Consider the following 22,557-nt stretch of genomic DNA (forward strand, 5'->3'; position numbering starts at 1 on the left):
AGCCATCGATTTTGACATTTTACCTACCCTATACCATGAAAAAACGTGCAATAATTGGATTAACCCCCTTTGAAAAACCCGATGTATCGCTTGCACTTGATTTGCATTACGCCGGGGCTTTTCCTGTCCTGAGTCTTGGACTTGATAAAACTACCGCCGAAAAGGCGCTTGAAAATTTAGTAAGCCGTGGCTTAATCGATTTTGGCGTTTGTTTCACAACAAACGATATCATCGATATTAAACTTCCTGAACAGGTGAGCATGATCATTGCACCATTCGGGGTAAAGATCAAACAGCCAAAAAATACCGAGCTTGTTTATCAGGTGTACGATCTGGCTACTGCAAAACAGGCAAAAGCCCAGGGGGCTGCCGGCCTTATCATAAAGGGTAATGAAGGCGCGGGCAATGTGGCCTATGAATCTTCCTACATATTATTCCAGCGCGTTATTCAGGAAGTAAAGGATATCCCGGTTTGGGTACAGGGTGGTGTAGGTATACATACTGCTGCGGCATTATCTGCGCAAGGCGCAGCCGGTATCGTATTAGATAGCCAGCTGGCTCTATTCCCTGAATGTTCGGCGCCAAAAGAATTGAAGGAACTTTGTACCAAACTAAGCGGTACCGAAACCAAACTGATAGACAATTGCAGGGTACTGGTTCGCCCAAACTCTCCTGCCCTACCAGAAAACGCTACCTATAATGATCTTAAAGCTTTGTTCACCGATCTTAATCCGGAGAAAAGCTATATTCCGATGGGCCAGGACATCGCCCTGGCTACCGATCTGGTTAACCGTTACAAAAAATTAAACAAGCTTGTATTTGGTATCAAAGAAGCCATCTATGGCCACCTGAACCAGGCACGAGCGTTAAACGTGATCAGACCAAACAATGCTTTGGCCAAAGATCTGAATATAACCTATCCTATTGCTCAAGGCCCAATGACCCGCGTAAGTGACGTGGCTCCCTTTGCCGATGCTGTTGCTGAGGCCGGGGCCTTATCGTTCATCGCGCTATCTTTATTGAAAGGGCCCCGTGCCAAGGAGTTGGTGATGGACACTAAGAAACTTGCAGGTAATAAAACCTGGGGCGTAGGCATCCTCGGTTTTGCCCCACAGGAGCTGCGCGATGAGCAAATGCAATACATCCTGGAAGCTAAACCACCTGTAGTACTTATTGCAGGCGGCAGACCATCACAGGCTAAACCGCTTGAAAAAGTGGGTATAAAAACATTTTTACATGTTCCTTCCGTTTCCCTGCTGGACATGTTTTTGAAAGAAGGCGCCCGCCGCTTTGTTTTTGAAGGCCGCGAGTGTGGCGGCCACGTAGGCCCGCTATCAAGCATGGTGCTTTGGGAAAAACAAATTGAGCGCCTGTTAAAAGAAGATAAACCCGAAGAGATCAGCGTATTTTTTGCCGGTGGCATACATGATGCTTTCTCCTCAGCTTTTATAGCGATAATGGCCGCACCATTGGCGGCCAAAGGTGTAAAAGTAGGTGTGTTGATGGGTACCGCTTATTTATATACTAAAGAAGCTGTAATTACAGGTGCTATCCAGGATAAGTTCCAGGAGCAGGCCCTGCAAGCTAAAGACACCGTATTGCTGGAAACAGCGCCTGGCCATGAAACCCGCTGCCTGAATACTGCTTTCGCCGATTTCTTTAGTACAGAGAAAGCCAAACTGCAAGAGGCTGGTATCGACAAAAAAGAGATTTGGGAGAAACTGGAAAGCCTTAATGTGGGCAGGCTGCGCATAGCCGCCAAAGGTATTGAGCGCCGTGGCGATGAATTGGTAACCATCAACGAAGCCGATCAGCTTAGCTTGGGTATGTATATGATAGGCCAGATTGCCGTGATGCACAACAAGGTTATTTCTCTGCTGGAGCTGCACCAGGATGTTGCCGAAAACAATTATCAGTATATCCAGGAAGCTGCTTTACCTGCTGCGCCGGAGTCGACCGAGCGTTCGCTTGATGTGGCTATCGTGGGTATGGCGTGTATCTTTCCCGAAGCAAAGAATATTGAAGAATACTGGCGCAATATTATCTTAGGAAAAGATTGCGTGACCGAAGTACCTGACGAGCGCTGGAATAAAGCATTATATTACGATCCTACATCTACTGCCGATGATATGTCGCATTCCAAATGGGGCGGTTTTATTCCAAAGATCGATTTTGATCCGCTTGAATTTGGTATCCCGCCGCAATCACTGGCAGCTATTGAGCCAACACAACTGTTAACCTTAATGGTTGCTAAACAAGCGATGGAAAATGCCGGTTATGGCAGCGGTAACTTCGATCGTGATAATATCTCTGTAATTATTGGCGCTGAAGGTGGTAATGACCTGGCCAACAGCTATAGCTTCAGAGGTTATTACAAACAGGTATTTGGCGAGATCCCAGCCGAAGTAGATGCTGTCCTGCCAAAAACTACCGAAGATTCGTTCCCGGGTATCCTGGCTAACGTAATTTCTGGCCGTATCACCAACCGTATGGACTTTGGTGGTCGCAATTTTACGGTAGATGCTGCCTGCGCCTCGTCATTAGCTGCTATCGATCTGGCTTGCCAGGAGTTATTCCTCGAAAAATCAGACATGGTACTGGCAGGTGGCGCCGACTTACACAACGGTATTAACGACTACCTGATGTTTTCAAGCACCCATGCCCTATCCCGCAAGGGCCGCTGTGCCACATTTGATGGTGAAGCCGATGGTATTGCTTTGGGGGAAGGTGTAGCCATGATCGTGTTGAAAAGACATGAAGATGCCCTGCGCGATGGCGACCGGGTTTATGCCGTGATCAAAGGTGTTGGCGGATCAAGCGATGGCAAAGCGTTGGGCTTAACTGCTCCGCGCAAGATCGGACAGGTTCGTGCACTGGAACGTGCTTATGAACAAGCCGGTATCACTCCATCATTATTAGGATTGGTTGAGGCTCATGGTACAGGTACTGTAGTTGGTGATAAAACTGAATTAAGCGCGCTAACCGATATGCTGAATCAATCGGGCGCCCTTGCTGGTCAAACACACCTTGGTTCGGTAAAAACTCAGATCGGACATACCAAGTGCGCCGCTGGTTTAGCCGGATTGATCAAAGCAGCATTAGCAGTTTATCATGGTGTAAAACCACCAACCATCAACTTAAAAACACCAAACGCATTTTATAATCCGGAGACAAGTCCATTCGCTTTCCATACCGAAGCCGGTTTGTGGATGGAAGAGAAACGTTATGCCGGTGTAAGCGCATTCGGTTTTGGCGGTACCAACTTCCACGCCGTAATTGAAAGCGGCAGCCCGGTAACGACAGAAAATCCAGCTTTAACCTCATGGCCTTCGGAGCTTTTTGTTTTCCGCGGCGATACTTATGAAGAAGCGAAAACAAAATTAAATTCAGTAAAAGTGTTACTGGAGATAAACGGAAATATCGAACTGAGAGACATTGCCTTTAGCTTAGCGACCGAAAATACAAAACCGGTACAATTGAGCATCGTTGCCGATAATGCTGACGACCTGATGATGAAGGTTGAACTGGCCCTTTCCGGTATCGAAAGCAAAGACACATACATTGTTAAAAAGCAGGATGGTAAAGTGGCGTTTATGTTCCCGGGACAGGGAAGCCAGCGCATCAACATGGCGCGCGACCTTTTTGTGGTATTCCCGGCCATGCGTACGCTGCTTAAACAGCACCCGGAATATGAAAAAGTATTATTCCCGAACGCTGCCTTTGATGCAGAGCTGATAAAAGAACAAAAAGAAGCTATTAAAGATACCCGTATGGCACAGCCATTACTGGGTATGGTTGACCTGGCTCTGGCAAATTTCCTGAAAAACATAGGCATTGAGCCAGATATGGTTGCGGGTCATAGCTATGGTGAATTACCGGCGCTATGCTTTGCAGGTGCATTTGACGAGGACGAACTTGTAAAATTAAGCGCCAAACGTGCCCAATCTATTTTAGATGCGGTTGTTGACGGTGATGCCGGCGCGATGATAGCCGTAAATGCTACACAGGATGAATTGCAAAAGGTAATTGCAGGTTTAAAAGATATTTACCCGGTTAACTACAATTCACCATTACAGTGTGTAATTGCGGGCACTACCCCTGCCATACAAAACTTAATGGAAACGCTTAAAACGGCAAAAATATCGGCCAGGAAACTGGAAGTTGCCTGTGCGTTCCATAGTCCGCTGGTAGCCCGGTCAAAAGAATTGTATACAGAGGTGCTTGCCGGTGTAAACTTTAACGATCTGGCTCTGCCGGTATGGTCAAACACCACCGCCGCCGCATATCCTGTTAAAGCAAATGAAATAAAAGAACGTTTAAGCGATCACCTGGTAAAACCGGTAAAATTTGTTGAAGAAGTACAGCAAATGTATGCCGCAGGCGCCCGGATCTTTATAGAAGTTGGCCCCGGTAAAGTATTAACCGGTTTAACCAAAGCCTGCCTGGGTAAAGACGAGGTATTGTTGTATGCCGAAGATAACAGCCGCAACAAGATCACCCATCTGCTTTGTATGCTGGCAGATTATATGGCTACAGGCCGTAATATCCATATTGAAAAATTATTTGAAGGTCGTGGTGCTAAATTGTTAAACCTGGACGAACCCACTTTATACAAAAAGAGCGCTACTATTTGGTACGTAAATGGTCAGCAAGCCCTCCCTGCTAATGGAAAGCTGCCTGCTAACGGTGCCTTACCTATCATTGAACCTATAAAAATGAAAAACAACGAAGTACGAACTGAAACAACGCACACCGTCGTAAATTCGGGTGCGGAGCTGATGATGCAGGAATACCTGAACAGTATGAAAATGCTGATACAGGCCCAAAGAGATGTAATGATGTCTTTTTTAGGACAAAACCTCGCCCTGGGCAGCCCAATGGCTTATCAGCAGGCGCCGCAATATCAGCCGCAAACATTTGTTCAGCAACCTATCCCGGTAGCTGCCCCTGTTGAAGTTAAACAGGAAGTAAAAGCTATTGCTCAACCCGTAGCAACTCAGCCTGTTGTCGTACAAAAAGATGTTAAACAGATATTATTACAGGTAGTAAGTGACAAAACCGGTTACCCACAGGATATGCTCGGTATGGAGATGGACCTTGAAGCCGATCTGAGCATCGACTCGATCAAACGGGTAGAGATCATTGGTACTTTACGCACCGAGCTGGGCGGCTTTAGCAACAGCGAAAAAAGCGAAGACACCATGATGGAGCAACTGGCCGGTATCAAAACACTGAGTGGACTGGTTAGCTGGATCAACGAGAACACAGCGCAAGCTCCTGCCGCTGCTCCTGCTGCAATCAATGTAGAAGTAACTGTACAAACCACAACAAAAACAAAGTTTTCATTAGAAGACCTTAAAGCAGCTATACTATCTGTAGTAAGCGACAAAACCGGGTATCCGCAGGAAATGCTGGGCATGGACCTGGATATGGAAGCCGATCTAAGCATCGACTCAATCAAACGTATGGAGATCATCGGTGATCTGAAGCTAAAAGTAGGCTTTGGTAAAGCAAATGAGCAGAGCGATGATCTCATGGAAAAACTGGCCGCGATAAAAACGCTGAATGGCCTGGCCAACTGGATTTCTGAAATAGATTCAGAAACCGAAGGCCTTGTGACTGAAGCTAAAAAGATCATAGAAGAACCTGTAGCCGAAACAACAGCCGACGAAACATTGTCACGTTTACGTTTCGAACTTACCCCTACTAAACAAACAACCGCCGAAGACGCGATTATTAAAGGTAAACGCTTTGCCATCACTGATGATGGTGGTATACAGGCTATCAAGATCAAACATTTACTGGAACAGCATGGGGCCATGGCCGATATTGTGTATGCCGGCGGTGACCTGCAAGGTTACCAGGGGCTGATCATACTTAATATGTTCGCCTCACAAAAAACAGTGGGCATCATAGATCATTTTGCACTGATCAAGAAACTGGATTTTGAAACTGTAAAATGGGTTTATATCATATCAGATACCATGCTGCATCTGAATGAGTTTACCGACATCAGTTTATTAAGACGCTACCAGGGTTACCCGGGCTTCTTCAAAAGCCTCGACCGTGAGTTTGAGCAAACCAAATGCCGCGTTGTAAGTGTAGGTACACCGATGACCACAGAGGAAATTGCTGATGTTACGCTGAAGGAGATCCTGAATCCAGATAAACCATCGGAAGTGATCTATCGCGATCATCAAAGACATGTGATGGAACTGATCCCATCACAACTAATCACCGGTTTGGAAGAATCACACATTAAACTGGATAAAAAATCGGTAGTGATCGTATTTGGAGGGGCACAGGGTATTACTTCCGAGCTGATGATCCACTTCGCTAAAGATTATCCATGTACTTATATTTTAGTAGGACGCTCTGCCGATCCAAGAAAAGCGGAATCAAGTGCAGCTGATGCGCTGGAATCTAAAGATGAGATCCGCGCATATGTGATCAAACAAGGGGTCATTAAAAAACCCGCCGAAGTTGAACAGGAAACAGCACGTATCTACAAAAACAACCAGGTAATGCGCACCATCGCGCAAATGGAAGCCAGTGGTTCAACCGTAGTATACAAATCACTCGACCTGTGCGATGAGCAACGTTTGAGCAGCTTTATTGACGATACTTATGAAATATATGGCCGCATAGATGGTGTGGTACACGGTGCCGGTTTACTGGAAGATAAGCTATTCCAAAGCAAAACACCAGAATCATTTGGCCGCGTTTTCGATACCAAGGTAACACCATTGCGGATCCTGGCTGAGCAACTGCGTCCAGAAACCCAGTTTGTGATCCTGTTCTCGAGCATCGCTTCGGTTTATGGCAACCGCGGACAAACAGATTATGCCGCAGCCAACAGCGTGTTAGACAAGTACGCGTGGATACTTAACAAACGCATCAACGGTAAAGTAATGTCTATCAATTGGGGACCATGGAAGGGTGCCGGCATGGTATCGCCAACCCTCGAAAAAGAATACGAACGCCGTGGCATAGCGTTGATACCGCTGCAACATGGTCGCGAGATATTTTTAAATGAGTTAAAATATGGCAAAGAAAGCCAGGTATTAATTATGGCAGGTAACAACTGGTAATTATACATCGGTTAAACCACATTCCACATATGAAGAAAACGGATGTAGCAGTAATAGGGATGTCATGCATTTTTCCGGGAGCGGGCGATGTAGAAACCTTCTGGCAAAATATAATTAACCGGGTCGACTCAACCCAGACAGTGCCACCGGATCGTATTGATCCGGTGCATTTTAGTAAAGAGGGGTCGGCTGTAGATCGTTTTTACTGTAACCGCGGTGGCTTTATTCCCGATTACGAATTTGACCCTCGCCGTTTCGGCATTCTGCCGGTAGCCGTTGAAGGCACCGAGCCCGATCATTTGCTCACGCTGGACCTGGCCTATAAAGCATTGGAAGACGCGGGTGTATTTGCCCGTAACGCCACGCTCGATAAAACGGGTATCATTATTGGCAAAGGTAACTATACAGGCCCCGGTGCAACCCGTGCCATTGAAATAGTACGTACCGGCGAGCAAATCGCTTCCTTATTAAAAGAAATATTGCCCGGTTTGGGCGATGCCGAAGTAGAAAAAGTAAAACAAGAATTCCAGTTACGCAAAGGGCGTTTTAGCGCCGATACCGCTATGGGGCTTATCCCCAACCTGGTGGCATCGCTGGTAGCTAACCGCTTAAATCTTGGCGGCGTGGCATTTACATTGGATGCTGCCTGCGCCAGCTCGCTGATCGCGATTGACCATGGTGTACAGGAGCTGAATAGCGGCCGTTGCGATATGGTGATAGCCGGAGGTGTGCACACCGGGCAAAATGCCGCTTTCTGGAGCATATTTTCACAATTGGGGGCACTATCCCGCCAGGAAAAAATAAAACCTTTTGACGCGGCAGCCGATGGCTTGATCATTGGAGAAGGCTGTGGTTTTGTGGTTTTAAAACGCCTGGAAAATGCCATAAACGATAAAGACAAAATTTACGCCGTAATAAAAGGCGTTGGTGTAAGCAGCGATGGCAGCGGCACCAGCGTGATGAGCCCGGCGGTAAAAGGTCAGCTTAAAGCTATTGAACAGGCCTGGGAAAATGCCGGTGTACCGACAGATAAAATTGGTTACCTGGAAGCTCATGGCACAGGTACTCCACTCGGCGATAAAACCGAGCTGCAAACCCTGGCCCAGTTTTTTGGCCACCATCCCGAATTGCCTGATGCAGGTATCGGGTCTGTAAAATCAAACATCGGTCATGCCATGCCGGCCGCGGGTATCGCGGGTTTCATTAAAACCTGTTTGGCTTTGTATCATGATACTTTGCCTCCAACCCTGCATTGCGAAACGCCACTGGCCCAAATGGAAAAAACCCGATTTTCACCGGTACAAGCATCCCGTAGCTGGTCGGCATCAGGTTTGCCCAAATTTGCCGGTGTAAATGCTTTTGGTTTTGGTGGTATTAATGCTCACGTGGTATTAGAGGGCTTTAATGCTCCTAAAAAAGACGAAGTGTTGCTACTTGCCCGTGAAACTCACGATGCATTGATCACCGCACTGGAGACAGGAGACTTTAGCGAAGGTAAAGGCAATTTCCGCATAGCCTTATTTGACCCAACACCCGAAAGAATAAAAAAAGCAACCAAAATAGCTGCCAAAAACAATCCATGGCGCAATAAACAGGATATCTGGTATACCAATGCCCCATTGCTAAATGATGGCGGTAAAGTGGCCTTTGTGTTTCCTGGTTTGGATGGATTAGCAGGCGGTGAGATTTCAACCGTATCCAGCTACTTTAACATTGCACAAGATAACGATACCAAAGCTGACGGCTTATTAAGCGAAGCGTTAGGCATACTCAACAAAAGTAGTATCCTGGATACAGCCCTTAAACAATTGGGCGTAAAACCAGATATGAACGCCGGACACAGCCTGGGCGAATGGCTGGCGGCACGTTCATCAGAACTGGCCGAGGAAAGTTCGGTACTGGAATTGTTGGATGTATTGAATCCTGAGACATTCGAACTAAAAGATTCCCGTTTTATAGCCGTAGGTTGCGGTATAGATCAGTTGGAGCCTATTATGGCCGGCATTAAAGATGTATACCTATCGAACGATAATTGCCCGCAGCAGGTGATCCTTTGCGGCAGCAAACCCGCGTTAGATGAGTTGGTGCCGATATTAAAAGCAAAACAGATATTTCACCAGATACTGCCATTTCAATCGGGCTTCCACTCCCCTTTTGTGGCTGATAAACTAGATTTAATATTGGACGGAATGCGCAATATGCAGTTCCGCAAAACCACCACGCCATTATGGTCGGCTACCACACTGGATATTTACCCGGAAGGTTTTGAGGCCATCAGGCAGCTAAGTGCCGAGCACCTCATTAAGCCGGTGCGTTTCCGTGAGCTTACCGAAAAACTATATAGCGAAGGCGCCCGTGTTTTTATACAGGTTGGCTCCGGCGGACTTATTGGCTTTATCGACGATACTTTAAAAGGTAAAAGCTTCAGCACCATAGCATCAAACGTACCTACACGCCCGGGTTTAAACCAGCTACAAAGGGTATTGGCAGCCTTATTTGTGGAAGGTAAAGAAGTTGGGTTAGATTTTATGGGTCGTCAAAAGACCTCTTCGCCGGTTAAAACAAAAGGCATTAAACTGGAGTTGGGATCACCTATTATACATGACCTTGCCGGACTGAAAAATCTTGCCACAGTTAAACAAAAGGTTCCTGTAAACCATGAAGCTATGCTGGTTGATGTCGCCGACCCGATTATGCGGGCCTTCAGCGAAAACGTAGCGGAAATGGTGAGCATCCAGAACGAGATGATGCAGCTTTTCCAGAACAGGCCTGCACAACCTGTGGCAAGAGCTACAACATCATTGCCTGTTTCTGCTCCCTCGCCTCCTGCGGCACCACCGCAAACGGCAACTAATGCTCCGGCAAAACGGGTTTCTTTTTCTAAACAATTGGACGTTTCCCTTGATAACTGTCCTTACTTGATTGACCATTCCCTGCTTCGTCAACCCAAAGGCTGGCATTGCGTAGAAGATATGGATCCGGTGATACCGATGACTATGATATTTGAAATGTTTGGCGAAATAGCTGCCGAACAATCGCCTGGCGAACAGGTGCAAAAGATCATGAACATTAAGGTGTTCCAGTGGATGAACGTAGTAAAACCCTTCCGCGAAACCGTTACCGGCGAGTGGAAAGATCAGCAACGCGTTTACCTCGACCTGGATAAATTCGCCAATGCCGAAGTACAACTGGCCCGCGAACTTAGCCCGGCACCAGACAGGCATTTTGACGTAGGCGAACTGCTGGACATTCAGCGCACAGCCGAACAGATCTATGACGCGCACATGTTCCACGGCCCGCGTTACCAGGGTATCCGCTCCTTAACCGCTGTAGGCAAAAAAGGCATCACGGGTATTATTGAAGGTGATGCTGGTAAAGGCTCTCTGCTGGATAATGCGGGGCAACTATTCGGTTTATGGCTGCAATTAACGCTGACCAAAGATCGTATCGCATTCCCTGTAAAAATTCAGGATATCGAGTTTTTTGAACCAATGGAGGATCAAAAGGGTCAGTTTGAATGTACCTGCGTACTGACTGAACTAAACGATGAGTTTGCTACTGCTGATTTCGTAATGAAACGCGACGGCAAGATCTGGGCCATTATTACCGGCTGGCAAAACCGCCGATTGGAAATTGACGAACCACTTTGGAACGTATCTATGTCGCCATTGCATAACCGTTTATCGGAAGAGATAGCGCCGGGTATATTCATGTTCCACCAGGCGTATTCACGTGTGGTATCCTGGGATTTTATCCTGAAACGATACTTTAACCAGGATGAGAAAAAGCATCACAACACCCTGATGCCTAACAAACGCAAGATCTGGATGATCAGCCGTGTGGCGGTAAAAGATGCTGTGCGGAACCTGCTCAATAAACAAAAACTGCAGGCCTGCTATCCTATCACCTTTGAGATAAAGGCTGATGAACTAGGTAAGCCATATCCAAGTGGCGGTTTGGCTGATGGTATCCATATATCTATCGCCCATAAAGGTACCGACGCGGTTGGCATAGCACAATATGATAAACCCGTCGGTATCGATATAGAAACCATCGAAGACCGTGGCACAGGCTTTTTTGATATGGTATTTACTGAGGCAGAAAGCGCCTTACTGCAAGGCAAGGATGCAGCCGAATGGGCAACCCGCTTTTGGGTGGCTAAAGAGGCTTATGGCAAATACCTGGGCAAAGGCCTGCAGGGTAATCCCAAAGCATACGTAGTTGAGGAGATCAAAGGCGACGAACTACGCATTAATGACATTTACATCAAAACATTAAAACATAAAAACTACATAATCGGATGGACACAGTAGCATCAACAGGAAAATTGAACAAAGAAGAAATATTTGATCTGATGAAACAATTCATCACCGAAGTTATAGGTGAGGAATTTGTAGAGGAAATGGATATCATCCCCGAAAGTTCTTTCACTAAAGACCTTGAAATGGACAGCATCGAGATTGTGTCTTTTTCCGAAAAAATTAAAGCGCATTTTGGTGACCAGATCGATTTTACCGGATGGTTGTCATCCATGGATCTTGATCAGCTGATTAATTTGAACTTAGGTATGATCATCAATTACATTTACGAATGCCAGTAATCAAAGTAAATAACAGGGATGTACATATCCAGGAACTTAACAAAGGTGCGGCCGAAACCGTGCTACTGGTTCATGGCATGTTCAGTAACCTGTCTGTTTATTATTTTAATATAGCACCCATTCTGGCCGAGCATTTCCACGTGGTGATGTACGATCTGAAAAGTCATGGCATGAGCGAACGTACCCTGCATGGCTATGATCTGAACAGCATGACCGACGATCTGAATGCCCTGATGGAAGCTTTAAATTTAGATTCGGTATACCTGGCCGGCTATAGTTTTGGCGGATTGATCGCCTTGAAAATGGCCTTGCGCTTTCCAGAAAAGGTCAAAAAGCTGGTGGTTATTGAAGCGCCCGATCCTAAAGACGAGAAAGCACGTGGTATTATTGATGATTATAGCCGCGAGTTTTTGGAGCATTACGTGGAAAACTTCACCGACACAACCAAAGTAAAGATGGGTAAACGGCAGATGGAACGTAACCATCGCATGTATGAATACCTGTTTTACCAAACCAGTATCAAAAGTGATATGATAGCCGAAAAGGATTTTTTGGACGACCCGCAGATCATGCTTTTGAACAAGGCTACCTTATTACTTTACGGAACCGATTCCAATTGCCTGGAAACCGGCAAAGAGTTGAATGAAAAAATAAAAACGTCAGAGCTTACCCCTGTGCCTGGTGACCATAACATACCAATACAGGAACCTGTATTGATTGGTAATATGATCAATACATTTTTTAGGAATTAAACTTTACCCGCGAAAAACATATACCTATGGCGAAGTTTGTATTTATAGTACCACCTTTAACCGGGCATATCAACCCTACACTAAGCATGGGCGCTGTTCTATTAGAACGCGGCCACCGCGTAGGCTGGATAACGCTCGATGAGTCATTAGCTGCCAAACTCCCCACAGGCGGCGAGTTGCTCCACATCAGTTACGATGAAAATGATCAGCAGAAACGGGAAAGCGAACAATACCTGGATATTATCACCAAAAAGATAGTTTATGGCATTGATAGTCTTAAATTCCTGTATGAAGAGGTACTGATCCCCCTTAACCGCCATAGCTATGATGGTATTGCCTATTTGCTTGATCAATTTGAACCGGACCTGGTTATCACTGATCACCAGATGTTTGCCGGCGCTATTGCAGCTACTAACAAAAGGATACCCTATGCTACTTCGGTAACTGCTCCCGCTGCTATCAAAGTAATGGAGGAACTGCCCAAAATACATGAATGGGAAATGAACCAGGTAATAGGCTTGCAGCGGGAGTTTGGCGTTGACGCTGACACTCCAATAGTTTGCTCTGATCTGTTAACCATGGTGCTTACTTCACAGGCCTTTTTTGGCGATATGGAGTTAACACCCAACTACCGTTTTACCGGCCCTGTAATTAATCGCCCGGCTACCAAAACGGCCTTTAATTGGGATAGGTTGAAAGAAAGCGACAATCCTAAAATACTGATCAGCATAGGTACTACTTTTGACCACGAGCATAAAAAGAGCTTCTTTGCCAAGGTGATAGAAGCTTTTGGCAACGAGGATATTACCGCCGTAGTGGTTTCTGATCCCGATTTGTTTGAACAATGGCCTGTCAACTTTATTGTACAACGCCATGTGCCCCAGCTTGATCTGCTGCCTCATTTAAATGCCGTAGTTTGCCATGGCGGGCATAATACCGTTTGCGAAACCCTGTCTAATGGTTTACCTATGGTGGTTATTCCTATTGCCTATGATCAATCGCATGTGGCAGGCCGCGTGGTGCGCACTGGTGCCGGTGAACGCTTGAACTTTAATCGCTTTAAAGCTCATCACCTGAAAGAAGCAGTTAACACAGTATTGAACAACCCTGATTATAAAACCGCCGCCGAAACGATCAAAAGATCGTTCATAGAAGCCGGCGGAACGGAGACTGCGGCAGATATGCTTGAACAAGCCGCTGCAAAACAATCATTAGAAATATTAAAAAACTAACGCTACCATCTACCATGGCAAAATTTTTATTTGTTGTTCCACCATTTTTCGGGCATATCAGTCCAACATTAAGCATCGGTGCAAGTCTTATTGCTCGTGGCCATGAAGTAAAATGGCTGGGTATTACACCGCTGGCTGATAAACATATCCCTGCCGGCGGCGAGTTCATATATCCTGAAGCCGAACTGGAACCGCACCTGGACGAAATAAACCGGATCCTGAAACGTCAGGACGATGGTCCGGCCTGCTCAGGTCCGGAGGTTATGAAGTTGGCTTTGGAGGAAACTTACGTTCCATTTGCCCGCATCATGATGCCAGGACTAAGCAATTTTGTAGATGCCTGGAAACCCGATGTGATCATTAATGATTGTATAACCTTTGCAGGCGCTTTATGTGCCCATATTAAAGGCATCCCATCGGTAACAACTACACCTGTACCACCAGATGTGATGGGCGATACCGCCAACAGTGCCCCTAAAATTTTCGAATGGCAGCAAAACCTGGTAAAAGGCTTGCAGCAGGAATTTGGCGTTTATGGCGATGAGATCGTTATACACTCACATAAACTTAATATGGTATTTACTTCACAAGCCTTCGCGGGCTTTGATGTAGCAGAACCGCATATGAAATTTGTGGGCCCCGTAAAAGGCAGGCCCAATAATGCCGCTTTTGACTGGGAGAGGCTGGCAAAGGCTACTACACCAAAGGTATTTGTATCTTTAGGTACATTGCTGGTTGACATCCGCAAGGAATTTTTCCAGAAACTGATAACCGCTTTTGCAGATCAGCCGGTAACTATAGTAGCCGCCACCAATCCTGATATTTTTGAGGTATGGCCAGATAACTTTATCGTAAACGGCTTTGTACCTCAAACCGAGCTGATGCCGCACATGGACGCGGTGATCTGCCATGGTGGTTTTAATACCGTAAATGACACATTTATTAACGGATTGCCTATGCTGATCACTCCTATCGCCTATGATCATTTTCACACAGCAAAACTGATCGAGAACTCAGGTGCTGGTATAAGCATACGGTACAAACGTTTGCGTATTGCTGATCTGCGCGATACCGTTTTTGAACTGTTACAAAATCCAAAATATCGTGAGGCTGCCATAAAGGTAAATGAGACCTTTGTAGCCGCCGGTGGTAATGATAAGGCCGTACAGTTGCTGGAAGATTTTGCTGCTGCAGAATCTGTCCTGGCGCCTTTGAACTAACCACCAACCTAAACCTTTGACCAATTTGTTGCCTATGAGAAGAAAATTACTTTTGATTGAACGCGTTATGCATGGAGATGGGAACTACGTATTTAACGCGCTTTTACCGGTACGATTACGCGGTAATTTTTCAGAAACAGACATCCGGGTGGCGCTGGCAAGTCTGCAAAAAACACATGCCATGCTAAATGCAGTGGTACAAAATGACAAGAATGGAGAGCCCTGGTTTGTAGTTGATGACGAACGCCAGGTTAATATCCCAATACGTATTATGGAACGTATAGATAATGATGATTGGCAAACAGAATCGGTAAAGGAGTGGTCGGTACCTTTTAACAGTTACCGGGAACCGCTGATGCGCCTGGTATGGATCAAAGGCGAACCGGTTTCGGAAATTTTGCTGGTCATGCACCATTGTCTTTTTGATGGCCGTTCGGCATTGGTAATGCTCGAAGAGTTTTTGCAATTTCTGGATGATCCTGATGCCCGCATAGCTGTCGAGGCTCCCATATCCGGTATTGGCGATATTGTTCCGCCGGCGATGCTGAATAATAAGATACACCAGTTTATGGCCAAATTGCTATTTGGCATGGCTTCAATAGCCTTGTCGCTTATACCATCAAAAGATAAACAAGTAGAGAAAAAAAGGGATTTCCTGATCCATTGGCGGCTTGATCAGGAGCTTAGCTCGGCCCTGCTGGCCTGCTGCAAGTCAGAAAGGATCAAGGTAAACACCATCATGTGTGCCATCCTCTTAGATTCCTTTAAACAGGTTCTCAAAGAAAAAGCACTCAATAAGATCATGTGCCCTGTTGATATCCGCAATTTTAATCTGCAGATAAAAAAGAATAACATTTTTGCTTTTCCTTTAATGATACTGGTAACAGCTTTTCCGGGTCTTGATTTTTTCAGCAACGCGCGGGCTATGCAAAATGACATCGAAAGCAAAATGGCTAAACTTGATCCGTATAAACTTATCATGCTGTTAGAAGCCGCTCACGGGTCACTACCTAAAATAGTTAAATTTTTACGGAACCAGAAAGCGAATAAAGATTGCATGTTTTCTAACCTGGGTAAGCTGGATATACAGCAGCATTATAAACATTTTGAGGTGGAAACCATATTTAGCCCCTCAGTTATGGTACCTGAAGGGCATGCTACCGCGTTTACAACAACCACTTATGGTGGAGAGATGGATTTTTCTTTCATTAGCAATGAAGGGAGCCTTACTTATGAGGACGCCTTAGCTATCAAGGATAAAATGATGGAAACAATTTCTACATTAACCGGAACAACAGAAGAACTTAGTGTAGCATGAGAAGAAAACTACTATTTGGCGAAAGAATGTTGCACGGCGACGGTACACTGCCTTTCAATGGCGTTATACCATTTAGACTGCGCGGCGTTTTTGCGGAGGCCGACCTGCATTTCGCTTTAGGGAAAGTACAGGAAAAACACCCCTGGCTGAATGCCTTTGTGCAGAATGATGATCAACAACGGCCATGGTTTGTTATCGACCTGGCAAAACCAGTTAAGATTCCGGTGAGGATAATAGATCAGTTAAGTGATAACGATTGGCAAACAGAATCACACAGAGAATTGCTTACTCCGTTTAATACGGACAAAGGTCCGCTTTTACGCGTGGTATGGATAAAAGGCGATACTACATCAGATATGATCATCACCATCCATCATTGCTTATGCGATGGAGGTTCGGCCATGAGCATATTAGCTGAATTGCTACAGCTTTTAGACGATCCGACTACAGATATAGGCAAAGAAAATCCGATAAAAGGCATGGAAGATATTATTCCTCCGGCTATTTTAAATAACAAAGCGAAACAGATAAAGGCTAAAATGATTGGTGGGTTGGCCGCCGTAGCGCTGAAGCTGATGCCGGTAAAGAAAAACCCGGTCGATAGGAAAAGGGATTACCTGATCCACTGGAAATTTGATGAAAGCCTGAGTAAAGACCTGATCGTTTATTGTAAATCGGCTGGCATTACGGTAAATACCATGTTGTGTGGGGTGTTACTGGAAGCCTTTAAACAGGTGAGGAAAGACCAGGCGCATAACAAGGTTTCGTGCCCGGTTGATATTCGGAGATTTGCTCCCGAAATCAAAAAAGATCAGCTATTCGCGTTTGGTTTGATGATCGTACTTTCGGCACATGCAGGTTTGAATTTTTTAGACAATGTTAAGGCGATGCAAAAAGATGTCGACAAAAAATCGGCTAAACTTGACCCCTATGCCACTATGATGATGATGGAATCGGCGCACTCTGCTATGGATAACTTTACTAATTTGCTTAAAAACGGAAAATCAACAAATGATTGCATGTTTTCCAACCTGGGTAAAATCGATATCCCGTATCAATATCGCAACTTTGAGTTAGAAACGATATTCAGTCCGGCGGTGATTGGGCCATTAGGTAATACCACCACTATGGTAACATCTACCTATCGCGGCCAAATGGACTTTTCATTTATTGCCAGTGAGGGTTTTGTGCCGTATGAAGATGCCCTGGCTATAAAAGATAAGATGATAGCAATGATTAAAGAACAGATTGGTAACATAGCGGTAGCCGTAGCATGAAAAGAAAATTAATGATGGTGGAAAGAATTATGCACGTAGACGCGTCTACGCCGCTTAATTGTGTATTTACCGTCAAAATAGCAGGTAGCATTAATGCCGAAAACCTGCATACCGCCCTTGCAAAAGTTCAGCAAAAACACCCGCTTTTACGTGTACGGATAGATGAGGAACAAAAAGGTGACCCCTATTTCATAACCAATGAACAAGTTCGGTCCATCCCTGTACGCATAGCCGAACGCGTTACCGATGATGACTGGTTAAAGGAATCGGAAACAGAATGGTATAAGCTCTTTGATGGTGAAAATGTACCATTAGCCCGCATAGTCTGGATAAGATCGACCACTGTATCTGAGCTTTTACTGGTGATGCCGCATTGTGTTTGTGATGGCGGCACCTGCGTAGCTTTACTTAAGGAAATATTGAGTTTATTGGATAACCCTGAGCAGGAACTGGATACATACGCACCATTCAATTCGGTACAGGAGTTAATGCCTGATAGCTTTGATATTGCTAAAAATAAACGTAAAGGCCGGATCTACTCTTTTTTAGGCAGACTATTTTTCCTGTTTAAAAGTACCAGAAGTAAATTTGAGCCTGGAAGAAACTACGCCATACATTGGAAACTGGATGAAGAACACACCCTTGCCATAGCCGAAGCATGCAAAAATGCCGGTACATCGGTACATGCTGCTTTATGTGTAGCTTTTTTAAAAGCATTTCAGAAAGTGAGGGGGGGTAAAGCCCGCGGAAAAGTGATTAGTCCGGTAGATATCAGACGTTTTATCCCCGAGATAAAGCCCGATACGATGTTTGCTTTCGCGCCTATTGTAGAATTGACCGTTGATAAAAACACTGACATGGGTTTCTGGGATCAGGCGCGCAAAATAAAAACCGATTTGACCACCAAAATTGAAAACATGAACGCCTATGAAATGTTATGGATGGGCGAATACATGCACAAAACAGTAAAACGAATGATCGGGTTTTTAAAGACTACAGATGGCTCACATGACGTTACCTTATCAAACATGGGCAGACTTACCATTCCTGAAAAATACCAATCATTTGAAGTAGAAACTATTTATAGCCCAACGGTTGCTTTCCCCTGGCGCAACCCGAATACACTGGTGACCACCACTTTTAAAAACAGGATGGATTTCACTTTTATGTCAAATGATAATTTCCTTGAGGAGGCAGAGGCTTTAAAAATAAAAGCTGCAGCGATGGAACTGTTATTTGCCAACTTACAGCAATTATCGCATGCCTGAAAAACCAATACAAAAAACTACCTTAAAACGGTTTGCACAAAAGAAACTGCTGCAATACATTATACCTAATATTTTTTTTAATACCATTATTGCTTACGCCAGCTTTGCAAAATTAGGCTATACTCATCTGTTTGAGGGAGAACAAAGCCTGGCCAGGCTTACGCTGCCCATGTCGTTGTTTTTACCATTTATCCTTAGTCTGGATATACTTAAAAAGACGATACTCGCCGTTGAACAAGGGGCCATTGATTTAACCATCAGTGATGACCTGAATAAAAATAAATTTGCTATGCAAACAGCTATTATCAATGGTGTAAGTACACTGCTGATTGTTTTAGCGGTGATGTTAATTGCACAAGTAAGTTTACCCGCTCACTATAAATTCAACGGGCCAATAATGGCATATCTTGATGGTACATTGGCGGCGGCATATTCTATCATGTTTACCTATTTCCCTATCAGGAAACTAAGAAGGTATATGTCTAAACAGGTTGAAGTTCCTGTATCAGCTTAAAGCTTATTCATTTTCAGGTTCGTTCTTATAATTGCTTTGCTCTTTATTAAAAATATCCTGGATTTCAACGGCTGATAATGGCTGGGCAAAAATCTTGATGCCGTCCATATAGCCATGAAATATTCTTTCTGAAGGAAACTCTTCATTGCGCCCTAATTGCCATCTATTGTCTACCGATAAGTTCACGGGCCCCTCTACTGTAGATGTACCTACCAATTTGCCATCGATGTACACAGACAGTACATTACCATTACAAACACCAGCAATATGGTGCCAGTTCTGTCTCCAGTTTGCGGGAAGCTTTACGGTACAATCACCCCGTCCCCAGCCACCGGCAAAAAAGGTAAGCGTTTCGTTATTGCTCATTTGCAAAACATGGGTATCGCCTTTGGTAAGCATATCTACCAGTCCTATTCCTTTGCCTTCTGGATATACCCAGGTCATCATGGTGATGCTCTGCTCCAGCTTATCCAGGCTCGGCGCATTTGGTACTTCTACAAAACAATGATCACCCAGTAATAACCTTTTTCCTTTTCCGACTTCCAGGGGTTTGGAATGAATGATATGCGCGTTGTTCTCAAATCCTGAATGATCTGAAATAGGTTGATCATTATCTTTTGCAACGAGTGAAAGATCAAGTAATAGCGAACCTGTATCATCACCAAATACTTTATATACTGATGATACATCATTGATATATAAATCCTTAACCCCAGCCACTTTATCTTCAAAATGATGACTCCGGGTCTCACTTTCTCCCGGAGCGAGTTGCAAATGATCAGTATACAAAAGGGTGTTATTCAACTTTACAGGGATAGAAAATGACTGATCCTTGCCGGTCAGGTTTCTAATTGTGTAATTGATTTGCTGCTGGCTGTCGCAATGTATTAAGGGCCTGCTATTGATCCCATATATTTCAAAAGGATGCTGTACCGGCTGTTTGGGTTCATTAACCTCTACAATATTCCTCCCTGCATCATTTAAACCTATTGTTGTTTTTCCTAATCTGTATAATCTGCAGCTAATAGAATCAGTAATCCCACTTCCTTGTTGAACAAGATAGTTTTTGTTGGCGATGACCTTTCCGTCAGCATATATTCTGATGTTCTTGGTACCTGCCGCCCCCTTATTCTGTGCTGTAAACCTCAGCCATAATTGCTCATTCGGTTCAACTTGGGTTTTCTGCAAGCTATAATTGATAACTTTTATATCCGATGAGGTTTTTGTTTCTGATAACGCGATTGGATCTTTATCCGCAGGCCAGTTTTGCACGTTATTGCTCATGGTAAACCGCATTATACCGCCATTGGCGAGAGTTGCATGAGGTAAAACCAATTGTTCATATGCCTTGTCATTAACGGTTAAAGAACTTACGTATTTGTTGCCAGCCGATTGGTTTTTAGCCTCAATTGTCCACGTTTTATGAGTAGCCAAATGCAGGGTTACAGCTTGAAATAATGGCGCTCCTATAGCATATAACGGCTTGCCAGGACTTACCGGGAAAATCCCTAATGCATTAAATATATAGGCGCTTGACATAGCACCAAGGTCATCATTCCCAGGCAAACCCTCTGGTCGGTTTTTATATCGCAACAGCATAATATCCCTGCACCAGGCCTGTGTAAGGTCTGGTCGTCCGGCTGCATTAAACAAATAAGGCAGATGTATAACTGTTTCATTATCAAACAGTATAATATCATTTCTTAAAGTAGAATCTAAGCGATCAGAAAACGCTTTATTACCGCCCATAAGGTTCACCAGGTCTTTGGCATTGTGCGGCACAAAATAGGAATACACCCACTTGTCCCCTTCTTTATAACCCGACATACCGGGGTTTAGCTTAAAATCATTTCCTGATCGTGGTAGTAAAAACAAGTCGTCGGGATGAAATAGATTTCGATAATTTAAACCCCTATCCCACAAAAGCTGATAGTCGGCCTCATTATGCATTACCTCTTTGGCATACTGCGATAGCGCCCAGTCATCGTAAGCATATTCCACTGTACGGGTTACCGATTCAGAATTGGTATACGGCACATAACCTAAACGGTGGTATATAGGCATATCCCCCTGCACAAAAGGCGAGTCGACAATATTACTTTTCATGGCCTTATAAGCCAGTGCTTTATCAAAGCCGGTGATGCCTTTTAAATAAGCGTCTACAATAATAGGTATAGCATGATTGCCTGTCATACTCTCCGTGGGTAAATGACCTGTTTGTTTATAAATATCCAGCATCGATAAAATAATATCATTCTGCTTTTCGGGATACAGCAAACTCAATAAGGGGTGCAATGACCGGAAGGTATCCCATGGAGAAAATCCACCATATTGATATTTACCCGAAGCATGATGAACGGCTCCGTCATCTCCGCGATAATTACCATCCACATCAGAAATTACCCAGGGAATCAATAGCGAATGGTAAAGGGCGGTATAAAATATGGTTTTATTATTTTTGCTGGTATCGGTTATATCTACGGTAGATAATTGTTTAGTCCAATCACCGGCTGTACGTGCAATAAAAGCCTTAAAACTTAATTTGGCTATTTCCTTATCGATATTATTTTGAGCACTTGCAAAGTTTACAGTTGATGTGCTCAGCTTAAGTTCAATAACTTTTGCGACAGTGGTGGTCTTAAAAGTAAACAAATAGCCATCTTTTATCTTTTTCTTTTCGCTAAAAGCCTCACTCAAATTGATCACTGTGTTTAGCGCCGCTCCATGTATCACTTTTCCGGAAATGATGGTGATATCTCCTGCATTCCCAATAAAAACCTGTGCCTTTGTTTTAGCCGGAAATGTAAAACGCAATATTCCCGTGCGGGTGGATGCACTTGCTTCTGCTATGATATCATTATCGGTAAATTTTACCCGGTAATATCCCGGACGCGCTATCTCATTCTGATGCGAAAAGCGACTTTTATACATACCCGGTTCAAAATCACGTCCTTCCGTCACAGGCATAATAAATAAACGCCCTGCCGAACCTTCTGGAAAGCCACTATGATGTCCAAAACAGCTGAAATAGTAAATGGATGAATCGGTGTAGTTATACCCTCTGGCTCCTGTAACCCGTGTTTCCGGACTGATCTGGATAAAACCCGATGGGGCCACTGCACCGGGATATGTACCGCCATCGCCTCCCCAATGGGTGAGTACGCCGCTTTTGGTAGTCCCGATGAATGGATTTACGTATGATAAATTAGACCGGTTCTGTGCATTTACATTAATGGTAATAACAAACGATAACAACAGCAGCCAAACTGCCTTTTTCATAAGAGA

11 protein-coding genes are annotated in these 22,557 nt (G+C 44.6%); 10 read left to right on the forward strand and 1 reads right to left on the reverse strand.

Translation table 11 applies throughout. From position 1 onward, the window contains the following. The first annotated feature begins 35 nt into the window (after nt 1-35). Genes ACNURT_RS15930 through ACNURT_RS15975 form a run of 10 tightly spaced genes read left to right on the forward strand, consistent with a single transcriptional unit; the run spans nt 36 to nt 19,272 of the window. Nucleotides 36-7,091 carry an SDR family NAD(P)-dependent oxidoreductase gene (locus ACNURT_RS15930; protein WP_419698531.1) on the forward strand — a complete coding sequence of 2,352 codons (7,056 nt, stop codon included), beginning with the start codon at nt 36-38 and terminating at the stop codon, nt 7,089-7,091. A gap of 29 nt (nt 7,092-7,120) precedes the next feature. Further along, a complete protein-coding gene (locus ACNURT_RS15935; protein ID WP_419698532.1) occupies nt 7,121-11,404 on the forward strand; it encodes a beta-ketoacyl synthase N-terminal-like domain-containing protein in 4,284 nt (1,427 codons plus the stop codon). After that, nucleotides 11,392-11,691, forward strand: coding sequence for an acyl carrier protein (locus ACNURT_RS15940; RefSeq protein WP_419698533.1), 300 nt, complete (start codon nt 11,392-11,394; stop codon nt 11,689-11,691). The genes ACNURT_RS15935 and ACNURT_RS15940 overlap by 13 nt, the downstream gene beginning before the upstream one ends. After that, on the forward strand, nt 11,682-12,443 hold the full coding sequence (locus ACNURT_RS15945; protein ID WP_419698534.1) for an alpha/beta fold hydrolase: 762 nt from the start codon (nt 11,682-11,684) through the stop codon (nt 12,441-12,443). The genes ACNURT_RS15940 and ACNURT_RS15945 overlap by 10 nt, the downstream gene beginning before the upstream one ends. Before the next feature lie 26 nt (nt 12,444-12,469). Then, nucleotides 12,470-13,675: a glycosyltransferase gene (locus tag ACNURT_RS15950; protein ID WP_419698535.1), complete on the forward strand. Its 1,206-nt coding sequence runs from the start codon at nt 12,470-12,472 to the stop codon at nt 13,673-13,675. Nucleotides 13,676-13,689: 14 nt separating this feature from the next. Beyond that, entirely contained in the window at nt 13,690-14,895 is a 1,206-nt protein-coding gene (locus ACNURT_RS15955) for a glycosyltransferase (protein WP_419698536.1), read from the forward strand. Between the two features lie 34 nt (nt 14,896-14,929). Then, nucleotides 14,930-16,213 carry a condensation domain-containing protein gene (locus ACNURT_RS15960; RefSeq protein ID WP_419698537.1) on the forward strand — a complete coding sequence of 428 codons (1,284 nt, stop codon included), beginning with the start codon at nt 14,930-14,932 and terminating at the stop codon, nt 16,211-16,213. Continuing rightward, a complete protein-coding gene (locus ACNURT_RS15965; protein ID WP_419698538.1) occupies nt 16,210-17,490 on the forward strand; it encodes a condensation domain-containing protein in 1,281 nt (426 codons plus the stop codon). Before ACNURT_RS15960 ends, ACNURT_RS15965 begins: the two co-directional genes overlap by 4 nt. Continuing rightward, nucleotides 17,487-18,758, forward strand: coding sequence for a condensation domain-containing protein (locus tag ACNURT_RS15970; protein ID WP_419698539.1), 1,272 nt, complete (start codon nt 17,487-17,489; stop codon nt 18,756-18,758). The genes ACNURT_RS15965 and ACNURT_RS15970 overlap by 4 nt, the downstream gene beginning before the upstream one ends. Then, complete coding sequence (locus ACNURT_RS15975) at nt 18,751-19,272, forward strand: hypothetical protein (RefSeq protein ID WP_419698540.1); 522 nt, start codon at nt 18,751-18,753, stop codon at nt 19,270-19,272. Before ACNURT_RS15970 ends, ACNURT_RS15975 begins: the two co-directional genes overlap by 8 nt. A gap of 3 nt (nt 19,273-19,275) precedes the next feature. Here the strand turns inward: ACNURT_RS15975 and ACNURT_RS15980 are convergent, their stop codons facing one another. Continuing rightward, on the reverse strand, nt 19,276-22,551 hold the full coding sequence (locus ACNURT_RS15980; protein ID WP_419698541.1) for a GH92 family glycosyl hydrolase: 3,276 nt from the start codon (nt 22,549-22,551) through the stop codon (nt 19,276-19,278). Between the last annotated feature and the right edge of the window lie 6 nt (nt 22,552-22,557).

This window comes from Mucilaginibacter sp. NFX135 (genome assembly GCF_048565145.1).
GTDB lineage: Bacteria > Bacteroidota > Bacteroidia > Sphingobacteriales > Sphingobacteriaceae > Mucilaginibacter.